Here is a 10,466-nt window from a genome sequence, read left to right as displayed (position 1 = left end):
CTCCAGGATCAGCGCGACGCCGAGGAACTTGGCCGTCAGGTGGATGTCGAAGAAGGCCATCCCCGCGATGACCAGTAGGCCGAACATCGCGTAGTAGCCCCAGTGCAGGTCGAGCCCCCACTGGTCGCTCGCGAGTTGTTCGAACGAGGCGGCGAAGAAGCCGATGATCGATGCTTCGAAAACGATGTACGCCAGGACCGCCAGCAGGCCCGAGGCCATGCCCGCGACCCGGCCGAGACCGTGCGAGATGAAGCCGTAGAAGGCACCGGCGGCGGTGATGTGTTTGGCCATCGCGACGTAGCCGACCGAGAAGATGGTCAGGACCAGGGTCGCGAAGATGTAGGCGGCGGGGGCGCCGATACCGTTGCCCGAGCCGGCGATGATCGGCAGGTTGCCGGTCATCGCGGTGATCGGCGCGGCGGTGGCGATCGCCATGAAGACGACGCCGACGAGACCGACGGAGTTCGCCTTGAGCCGGTTGGCCGGCTCGCCGGCGGCCGGCAAAGCCACGTCGACTCCGGCGCTGTCGACGGGCTGCTGCTGGGTGGACATCCCACCTCCCTGAGGGGTGCGGCCGAAAAACGGCCTGACACATGTGGCGGATGTCTGCTCTCCGACTCCGTAGTGGCCGGGGCGCGATCCGACGGGCCGTCAGCTTCCCGCCGAATCGAGACCCCCCACAACCGACAATGAGTCAGAACATCGATCAAGGGGGCGACACTGTGTCCGTTGCCTCGGGTGGCCGAGGTCGGCGCATTCTCGGAACTCCGGGTGGGCAACCGGGTGATGGCGGGCCGGCTGACCTGCTCGGTCCTGGAAGCCTTTCGGGGATCCGCCGGGCGTTTCGGGTATGGGCCGCCCGGCGCGGGTACTCGCCGCACATGGCACGACGACAGCAACTGATCAACGCGACTCCGGAACAGGTGTGGGACGTTCTCGCCGACGCGCGGCACTACGCCGAGTGGGTCGTGGGAACCAAACGCATCGATCAGGCCGACGACACGTGGCCTCGAAAGGGGGCGCGTCTGGTCTACACGATCGGCCTCGGACCGATCACGTTCCAGGACGAATGCGTCGTCCGGCTCTGCGACCCGGGCAAGCGTCTGGAGTTGGAAGCGGTGGCGTCCCCGCTGGGGACTGCTCGCATCGGCATCGAACTACTGCCCTGGGACACCGACACCCTGGTCCTGGTGGACGAGCATCCGCTCCGGGGCCCGGCCGCCCGTCTGCACGGCCCGCCGGGCGAGGTGCTGCTGCACCTGCGAAACCGCAAGATGCTGCACAATCTCGCCCGGGTCGCCGAGGAAGCACCGGCGGCAACCGCGGACGGGCACGGGTCCTCGGCACCGGCCACCGGCCCGAAGGGCAACGGCTCGAGGAACGGCGCCGTGAAGGGCAGCCGCCCCGGGGCCACCGATGACCGACGAAGCTGACGCGGTCGTCGTCGGAGCCGGTCCGAACGGGCTGGTCGCCGCCAACATCCTCGCCGACCACGGCTGGCGGGTCGAGGTACTGGAGGCCCGGGACGTGCCCGGCGGCGCGGTGCACAGCGACCGCGGCGTGCATCCGGACTTCGTGAGCGACACGTTCAGCTCCTTCCATCCGCTCGCCGCGGCCTCGCCGACGATCGCCGCACTCGACCTGCACGAGTTCGGACTCCGCTGGAGCCACGCCCCCTCCGTACTCGCGCACCCGCTCGCCGACGGACGCTGTGCCACACTGCACCGCGGCGTCGATGCCACCGCCGCGGGACTGGCCGGGCACTTCGGCGCCGACGACGCGGCGGGGTGGCGCCGGCTCTCGGCGCTGTGGGACCGCCTGGACCCGCATCTGGTGAACGCGCTCTTGTCCCCCTTCCCGCCGATCCGATCCGGCCTCGCGCTCGCCGCGCGGCTGGGGGCGGCGGACGGACTGCGGTTCGCGCGCACGATGACCCTGCCGGTGCGCAGGCTGGGCGAGGAGGAATTCTCCGACGTCGGTGCCACGATGTTGCTGGCCGGCTGCGCCCTGCACGCGGACATGCTGCCCGAGGCGGCACCGAGCGCGGCGTTCGGCTGGCTCCTGGCCATGCTCGGTCAGCAGCACGGCTGGCCCACCCCGGTCGGCGGCGCCGGTGCGTTGACCGAGGCACTGGTACGGCGCCTGACGTCCAAGGGCGGCGCCGTCCGCTGTGGTACGCGGGTGACCTCGGTCGTCGTACGCGGCGGCACGGCGCTGGGCGTACGCACCGCGAACGGCGACGCGGTGCGAGCGCGCCGAGCGGTGCTGGCCGACGTGCCCGCCACGACGCTGTACGGCGGCCTCGTCTCCTGGGACGATCTGCCCGCGCGCCTGCGCGACGACCTGCGCCGGTTCACCTGGGACCCGGGGACGTTCAAGGTCGACTGGGCCCTGAACGGGCCGATCCCCTGGACCGCGCCCGAGGCGGCCCGAGCCGGCACCATTCATCTCGCCGCCGACCTCGCCGAACTCTCCGACTACGCCGTCCAGGTGGCTTCCGACAGACTGCCCGCGCGGCCGTTCCTGCTCATCGGCCAGATGACCACCGCGGACCCCACCCGTTCCCCCGCCGGTACGGAATCGGCGTGGGCGTACACGCACGTGCCCAGACACGTCACCGAGGACCTCGGCGGCGGCCTCACCGGACGCTGGGACCCCGGCGAGGCGCAAGCGTACGCCGACCGCCTCGAAACGCGGGTCGAAACCTTCGCGCCGGGGTTCCGCTCCCGGATCATCGCGCGCCGGATCCTGTCCCCCCTGGCCCTGCAAGCAGCGAACGCAAACCTGGTCGGCGGGGCCCTCAACGGCGGATCCGCCGCCATCCACCAACAGTTGGTCTTTCGCCCCGTGCCCGGCTCGGGGCGCCCGCCGACGCCGGTCCGCCGGCTGTACCTGGCCTCCGCGTCCGCTCACCCCGGCGGCGGCGTCCACGGGGCATGCGGCGCGAACGCCGCCCGCGCCGCCCTGCGCGTCGAACGCCTTGCCGTCGCCCGCACGATCCGCCGACGCTCGGCCGGGCGCAACGGGTCGACCGGGCGGTGTCGTTGACGGTACCGCCCGCCGACGGCAATGCCTTGCCGTCGTGGTCGATGCGGCCGTGTGCGACCCGCCGATCGGGTGAACTCGGCGCGTTGGCGCGTTGATCGGCCGATTCGAGGGCAGAGGGCGCGCGTTTGCCGCGATGCGTGGTCGCGGCGCTGCGAGGAGGCGGCTGTGGAGTCAGGGATCCTGAGTGAGGACGAGCGGCGGGCGTGGTGCGCCATCACGTCCGAGTTGCGGCTCGACACGGTGTCGCATCGATCGGCGCGGGCCGCCGCCGCGTCGTCCGGACGGGGGCTGCGGATCATCGCGGCCGCCAGCGTCCTGGTTCCCGTGGTGTTGGCGTTCGGCGTGGTGGCCGCGACGCGGCTGTCGCATCCGCTGGTGCTGGCTCCCCTCGTGTCGCTCGCCGCGTTGGGAGCACTGCCCCTGGCGGCCTGGGTCGTGCGGGACCGGCGGCGTCGCCCATGATCGACGTCGTCGCCCCTCTCGCGCGCCGGTCGACCGTGTCGATGCGGCTCTTCCTCTCCGACACCCCCGTGGAGCGTGCATGACCAACGTCCAGGATCCCGTGGCGCCCTCGCGACCGGGCGCCGCGGCTCCGCGCTCGTCCCGTCGTGGGGCGATCGTGGTGAAGTGGCTGACCACCACCGATCACAAGACGATCGGCACGTTGTACTTCACCACCTCGTTCGCCTTCTTCCTGTTCGGTGGCGTGCTGGCGCTGACCATTCGGGCCGAGTTGGCGCGCCCGGGCACGCAACTGGTGTCGAACGAGCAGTACAACCAGGCATTCACCATGCACGGCGCGATCATGCTGCTGATGTTCGCCACACCCTTGTTCGCCGGGTTCACGAACTGGATCATGCCGCTTCAGATCGGCGCGCCCGACGTGGCGTTCCCGCGCCTGAACATGCTCGCGTACTGGCTCTACCTGTTCGGTTCGCTGATCGCGGTCGCCGGTTTCCTCACCCCGCAGGGCGCGGCCGACTTCGGCTGGTTCGCGTACACCCCGCTCAGCGGAGTGGTGCGCTCGCCGTCCATCGGCGGCGACATGTGGATCATGGGCCTGGCCCTGTCCGGATTCGGCACGATCGTGGGCGCGGTCAACTTCATCACCACGATCGTGTGCATGCGCGCGCCCGGGATGACGATGTTCCGGCTGCCGATCTTCTGCTGGAACGTGCTGTTGACCTCGGTCCTGGTCATCATGGCGTTCCCGGTCCTGGCAGCGGCCCTGTTCGCGCTGGAGGCGGACCGCAAGTTCGGCACCCACGTCTTCGACCCCGTCAACGGTGGTCCCCTGCTGTGGCAGCACCTGTTCTGGTTCTTCGGCCATCCCGAGGTCTACATCATCGCGCTGCCGTTCTTCGGCATCGTCACCGAGATCTTCCCCGTCTTCTCCCGCAACCCCGTCTTCGGTTACAAGGGCCTGATCGCCGCCACCATCGCCATCGCCGGCCTCTCGGTCACCGTCTGGGCCCACCACATGTTCCCCACCGGCGCGGTGATGTTGCCGTTCTTCTCCTTCATGACGTTCCTGATCGCCGTACCCACGGGCGTGAAGTTCTTCAACTGGATCGGCACCCTGTGGCACGGGTCGCTCTCCTTCGAGACACCCATGCTGTGGTCGATCGGGTTCCTGGTCACCTTCCTCTTCGGCGGCCTCACCGGCGTCATCCTCGCCTCACCCCCGCTCGACTTCCACGTGACCGACTCCTACTTCGTCGTCGCCCACTTCCACTACGTCGTCTTCGGCACCGTCGTGTTCGCCATGTTCGCCGGATTCCACTTCTGGTGGCCCAAGTTCACCGGCAAGATGCTGGACGAGCGACTCGGGAAGATCCACTTCTGGACGCTGTTCGTCGGCTTCCACACCACCTTCCTCGTCCAGCACTGGCTCGGCGCCGAGGGCATGCCCCGGCGCTACGCGGACTACCTCGCCTCGGACGGGTTCACGACGCTGAACACGATCTCCAGCATCGGCGCGTTCCTGCTCGGCCTGTCCACCCTGCCCTTCCTGCTGAACGTCTGGAAGACGCACCGGTTCGCCCACAAGGTGGTGGTGGACGACCCGTGGGGCTACGGGCGCTCGCTGGAGTGGGCCACCTCCTGCCCGCCGCCCCGGCACAACTTCACCAGGCTGCCCCGGATCCGCTCCGAATCACCGGCCTTCGACCTGCACTACCCCGAGATCGCCGTCCTGGACTACGAGACCCACCGCGGAATCGAGGGTGTCCTCGACGTCAACCCCGACAAGATGGGGAGGTAGCAGCACCGGGCAAAAGCCCAGCCGGCGACGGCCCGCCACCGATCGGGTGGCGGGCCGTCGCCGGCTCTGCTCTCGACTCGACCCGGCGCGAAAACCGGACGGGGCGGCAGCCTTCGCTCTCCAGGCGGTGCTCGTCGTCAACCGAGAAATTCACAAATGGACTATATACAGATAATTATTATCAATTATGGGCAGTCGCCTGTCATCGCCCCACTACTCTCCGGAGTTTCGCCATGGCTGGACTGTCCTCGAAGTTGCGGACGAAGCGCCCCATCTATCTCGTCGCGGCCACCGTCGCCGTGGTGGGTGTCAGTGGCGCCGCGCTCCCCCTCGTCTCCTCCCTCTCCCCCGGGTTGGCCGTGCACGGCATCCCTTCGGGTACCGTCCTCGGCGCCACCGCCGGCCGTGACCAGACCTGGCAGGTGGAGGCCGGCTCGCTGGAAGACGTGCGGGTGAGCCTCGACGGCCGCCCGATCGCCGCGCGACGGGAGGGCGATCGGCTGATCGTCTCCACGTCCGGGCTCGCCGAGGGCAAGCACCGGCTCACCGCCTCCGTCGACGGCGACCTGCCGATGACCTCCGCTTCGATCGACCGCGACTTCACCGTGGACACCACCGCACCCACCCTGACCGTGGATCCGGTCAAGGCCCAGAAGATGAACGCGCCGGTGACCCTACGCGGACGCGCCCAGGGCGCCACCAGCGTCCAGGCGGCCGGCCGACGTGCCAAGGTCGGCGCGGACGGCACCTTCACGATCGAACTGCCCCAGGCGCCGCCGGCGTTCGACGTCGTCGCCACGGACAGGGCGGGCAACGCCACGACCGTTCCCACCATCGTCGCGGTGCCCTACCCGGGTGCCCGCGCGGCGCACATCACCGCCATCGGCTGGAGCTCGGCGGCCCTGCGCGAACCGCTGCTCGAACTGGTGCGCCAGAAGAAGATCGACACCATCGAACTGGACGTCAAGGACGAGAGCGGCGAGGTCGGCTACGACTCCCAGGTGCCTCTCGCCCGGCAGATCGGCGCGACCAAGCCCTCCTACAACGCCCGCGCGGTGTTGGACCAGCTCCACGGCATGGGGGTGCGCGTGATCGGCCGCATCGTCGCGTTCCGCGATCCGGTACTGGGCGCGAAGTCCTGGGAGACGGGCGCCAAGAACCGGCTGGTGCGGACGCCCGACGGCGGCGCCTACGACGGCGGGCACTACGGGACGCTGGCGTTCACCAACTTCGCCGATCCCGAGGTGCGCAAGTACAACATCGACCTGGCCGTCGAAGCAGCCAAGCTCGGCTTCGACGACATTCTCTACGACTACGTTCGTCGTCCGGACGGCCGACTCTCGCAGATGGCGTTCCCCGGGATCGGCAACCGCACGCCCGAGCAGTCCATCGCCGATTTCGTCGCCGAGACCCGGACCGCGATCCGACCGCACGGCGCCTTCCTCGGCGCTTCCGTGTTCGGAATCGCCGCCACCCGTCCGACCGAGATCGCTCAGGACATCCCGCTGCTTGCCCGAGCCGCCGACTACATCGCACCGATGGTCTACCCCTCGCACTGGGCCGCGGGCGAGTACGGCGTCGCCTCCCCCAACAGCAGCCCCTACGACATCGTGCAGCGCTCGCTGGCCGACTTCACCAAGCAGACCAAGGGCACCGGAGCGACCGTCGTGCCGTGGCTACAGGACTTCTCGATGGGCGTCACCTACGGACCCGCCGAAGTCGCCGCCCAGATCAAGGCGGCCCGCGACAACAACATGCCGTCGTTCCTGCTTTGGAACGCGGGCGCGCGCTACCAAGGCGCCGCTCTGGGCACCACACCGTGACCTCCACTCGCCGCCTTCAGGAGAAGACCGTGCACCACCGCCTCGTTCCGACCATCGCGACCCTCGCCGCGGTCCTGCTCGCGGGCACCGCCTGCGGCAGCGACGACTCCCCGTCCAAGGGCGCATCGTCCGCCGGGGACGCCAAACGTGCCGCGGCCCCCGCGCCCGCCGACCCGGCCGCGGTCGGCGCCGACGAGACCGGCGCCGTACCGGTGTTGATGTACCACCAAGTCATCCCGTCGCCCAAGGGCGTGTACGACCGGACGCCCGAGGACTTCCGGGCCGAACTGGAGCGTCTGGCGAGGGAGGGGTACGTCCCGATCACGGCGGCCGATTACGCGACCGGACACATCGACATCCCGGCCGGCGCACATCCGGTCGTCCTGACGTTCGACGACTCGTCCAAGAGTCAGTTCGGCATCGGCCCGGACGGAAACGCCGCGCCCAACACGGCCGTCGGCATCCTCCTGGACGTCGCCCGTACCCATCCGGCGTTTCGTCCGGTGGCCACGATGTTCGTCAACGCCGACCCCTTCGGCGATCCCGGTGGACGCAAGACGCTGCCCTGGCTCCGCGACCACGGATTCGAGGTGGGCAACCACACGCGCGACCACGCCAATCTGCGGTCGGCCGGCCCGGATGTCGCCGCCCGCCAGATCGCCGAGCAACAGGCGATGATCCTGGCCGCTCTGCCGGGCGCCACGGTGGCCACGCTCGCGCTGCCGTTCGGCGCCGAGCCGCGGCCGGCGACGCTGGCGGCCAAGGGCACCAGCGGCACGGTGACCTACGAACACCGAGGCGTGTTCCTGGTCGGCTCCAATCCCGCCCCGTCGCCGTTCGCACCCACCTTCGATCCCGGCGCGGTACCGCGTATCCGTTCGGCACCGGCCACCGGCGAGGACGCTCAGTTCGGCTCGACGACGTGGCTGGACAAACTCGCCGACGGCCGAGTCCGCAGGTACACCTCGGACGGCGATCCGACCATGATCGCCTACCCCCGGAGCGGCACCGCCCCGGCCGCCGCCTACACCTCCCGAAGCCGCGCCTACTGATCTTCCTCCCGAGCTTCCTCCCGAAAGGACGGGGCCCGCCCACCGGCGGACCCCGTCCTTCGCGCGTCAGGCACCACCCCGAGCCGGCGCACGAACACGCGCGACATCCGGCCGGCAAGGCGCCACGGGTACGGAATCGGCCTCGCGGGACGGGCCTGCCACCGTCCCGCGAGCCGGCGCCCCTCGCGCACCCCCGACCATCGTCGGGATGCGATTCTCCGGTACGGCCGGCCGGCCGTACCGGAGAATCCTCGACGCGGCACAGGGATTCGGTACGGCAACGCGGGAGTTCGGTGGAGCGCCGGGAGCGCGCGGTGCCCGCCACGCGTCGGTATCCGTGGCGGGCACGCAGGCAGTACGACGGCCGAGAGGTCTCCGGGCTCAGCCGAGCATGCGGGTGGTGCTGGTGGGGCGGTGCTCCTTCATGGTGGCCTCCCAGGGCTCGAAGGCGTTCGGGTGCCTCCGGCCCGACGAGGTCGGCTGGTCGTCCGAACGGGCGAGGAACGCCGCCGCGCACACCGCGGTGAGCGCGCCCGCACCCAGCGCGAGCAGGCCCCACACGTCGAGCCAGGCACCGTCGTTCTGCCCGGCGACCAGTCGCGGCAGCACCGCCGTCGCGATCGTCACGCACCCCGCCGCCAACGCCGCCAGTCGCGCGCCGCGACCGGCGCGCACGGCGGTCACCCCGGCCAGGAACAGACACACCAGGCCCACCGACGCCAACCACACGGCCGCGTACGGAGGCGTGCGGACACTCGAGGGAACCGCGCTCCCCAACGCCAACCCCGACACCGCCAGTCCCACCGCCGTGGCCCACCGCAGACCCGTCCCGGCCTCGGTCCCGGCCTCGGCCCCGCTCTCGGCCCCGGGCCCGGCCTGCGCTGCGGGCGACGGCGCCCTCGCGGGACGCGCCTCGATCGTGAACGCGGACGGCGCGGGCGTGGGCACCGGCGCGGGCGCGGGCGCGGGCGCGGGCTTGGGCGCGGCAGCGGCCCTCGGGCCGGCCTGCACACGCGGGGCGGGCTCCGCGACGGGGCGCCTGCCCTGATCGGCGTGCGTGGGATCGCTCAACAGCTCCGCCAACAACACGAGATCACTCACCGGCCGCGCCACCGCCACCTCCCGCAACGCGTCCTCGGCGGCCGGAGCCGAACGATCTCTCAGGATCGCGATCATCCGCGCGACATCCGGCACCGTCCGATGCACCGCCGCCAGACGCAACAACCTCTCCGCCGCGTCGTCCGAGGATTCCTGCGCGGTGTCACCGGACTGCCCCCCGGCCGGGTCGCCCGGCAGCCCCCTCCCCGGCGACACCCGTACGCCAGGTGTCGGACCGTCCGAGGCCGGCTCCGCAACAGGCCCGGAACGCTTCGCAGCCGGCGCGGAGACGGGCCGCGAAGGCGCCGGATCCCCCGTGCGGGTCGGAGGCGAAACGGGCCGCGGAGGCGCCGCGGAGGTCCTCGGCGGGGTGGCCCTCGTCTCGAGCCCCACGGCGGGCTCGGCGGGCTCGTGACGCACCGGCGTCGGTGAGTCGGGATCGGATGCGAATGTCACGACACTCTCCCTACACGTGCAACCACGGCCGGATCGCGCCCGTACCGAACGCGCTTACGGCCTCCGGACGACGGCGTGTACCCGCTTCGACAACCGTTCAGTCGATCCGGCGGCGGCGTCGCCCCGACGGTGCGCCACGGCCCCGTGAGGTCCGCGCCGATCGGGGCGGCGTCACGGGTGTGACGCGCCCGTTGTGCGAGTTGCCGGGGCGACGAACGGAAAACGGCTCCGGCCGCACGCGCGACCGGAGCCGTGCTCCGTTCCCCACCGCGAGTCGGACGTGGAGGAACGTCCGCGGAAGGTGTCCTCGGGGGTCAGCCGTGGTTGCCGCCGAAGTCGTTCTTGTGGCCCTCGTGGTGTTCCCCGTGGTGCTCGTCGTCGTCGATGTTGATGCAGGTGTTGCCCCAGGTCGGGTTGAGGACGCCGACGATGTCGACGGTGTTCCCGCACACGTTGACCGGGATGTGGATCGGGACCTGGATGTTGTTGCCGGAGAGCACGCCGGGGGAGTCGACGGCGGCGCCGTCCGCGTCGGCCTGGGCACTGGCGGCCCCGGCACCGGCCAGCACCAGCGCGGCGGTACCGGCGGCCATGACCGTGGCCTTCTTGAACGTGTTCACTGCACTCTCCCGTTTGTCGCCTGTCCGCGCCGCCCGAGTGCGACGCACGAACCTCACAACGACGCCCGACCCCCCAGGGCAACCACCCGATGCGCACGTTCACTCG

At 70.8% G+C, this 10,466-nt stretch carries 8 protein-coding genes and 1 pseudogene; 6 read left to right on the top strand and 3 right to left on the bottom strand.

Going from position 1 to position 10,466, the window contains the following annotated elements; translation table 11 throughout:
- Positions 1-435, bottom strand: a pseudogene (locus A3IC_RS0109365) (amino acid permease); the annotation flags it as partial.
- Positions 436-881: 446 nt separating this feature from the next.
- Between A3IC_RS0109365 and A3IC_RS53365 the strand changes: the two are divergent.
- From A3IC_RS53365 to A3IC_RS0109330, 6 genes are all read left to right on the top strand, one after another.
- Positions 882-1,433 carry an SRPBCC family protein gene (locus A3IC_RS53365; RefSeq protein ID WP_020549796.1) on the top strand — a complete coding sequence of 184 codons (552 nt, stop codon included), beginning with the start codon at positions 882-884 and terminating at the stop codon, positions 1,431-1,433.
- Positions 1,417-3,048 (top strand): phytoene desaturase family protein, encoded by a 1,632-nt coding sequence (locus tag A3IC_RS0109350; protein ID WP_020549795.1) that lies wholly within the window; start codon positions 1,417-1,419, stop codon positions 3,046-3,048. Before A3IC_RS53365 ends, A3IC_RS0109350 begins: the two co-directional genes overlap by 17 nt.
- Before the next feature lie 165 nt (positions 3,049-3,213).
- Positions 3,214-3,510: a hypothetical protein gene (locus A3IC_RS0109345; protein WP_020549794.1), complete on the top strand. Its 297-nt coding sequence runs from the start codon at positions 3,214-3,216 to the stop codon at positions 3,508-3,510.
- Positions 3,511-3,589: 79 nt separating this feature from the next.
- Complete coding sequence (gene ctaD, locus A3IC_RS0109340; protein ID WP_020549793.1) at positions 3,590-5,311, top strand: aa3-type cytochrome oxidase subunit I; 1,722 nt, start codon at positions 3,590-3,592, stop codon at positions 5,309-5,311.
- 233 nt (positions 5,312-5,544) lie between these two features.
- Positions 5,545-7,134 (top strand): putative glycoside hydrolase, encoded by a 1,590-nt coding sequence (locus tag A3IC_RS0109335; protein ID WP_040876365.1) that lies wholly within the window; start codon positions 5,545-5,547, stop codon positions 7,132-7,134.
- Positions 7,131-8,186: a polysaccharide deacetylase family protein gene (locus A3IC_RS0109330; protein WP_020549791.1), complete on the top strand. Its 1,056-nt coding sequence runs from the start codon at positions 7,131-7,133 to the stop codon at positions 8,184-8,186. The genes A3IC_RS0109335 and A3IC_RS0109330 overlap by 4 nt, the downstream gene beginning before the upstream one ends.
- Positions 8,187-8,567: 381 nt before the next feature.
- Here A3IC_RS0109330 and A3IC_RS0109325 read toward each other — a convergent pair whose 3' ends face one another.
- The gene (locus A3IC_RS0109325) at positions 8,568-9,500 is read right to left on the bottom strand and encodes a hypothetical protein (RefSeq protein WP_020549790.1); all 933 of its coding nucleotides are present in this window, start codon (positions 9,498-9,500) and stop codon (positions 8,568-8,570) included.
- A gap of 554 nt (positions 9,501-10,054) precedes the next feature.
- A complete protein-coding gene (locus tag A3IC_RS0109320) occupies positions 10,055-10,360 on the bottom strand; it encodes a chaplin (RefSeq protein WP_020548383.1) in 306 nt (101 codons plus the stop codon).
- Positions 10,361-10,466 lie beyond the last annotated feature (106 nt).

Source organism: Embleya scabrispora DSM 41855 (assembly GCF_000372745.1).
GTDB classification, from domain to species: Bacteria; Actinomycetota; Actinomycetes; order Streptomycetales; family Streptomycetaceae; genus Embleya; species Embleya scabrispora.
This window is presented reverse-complemented; position numbering and strand designations above follow the sequence as displayed.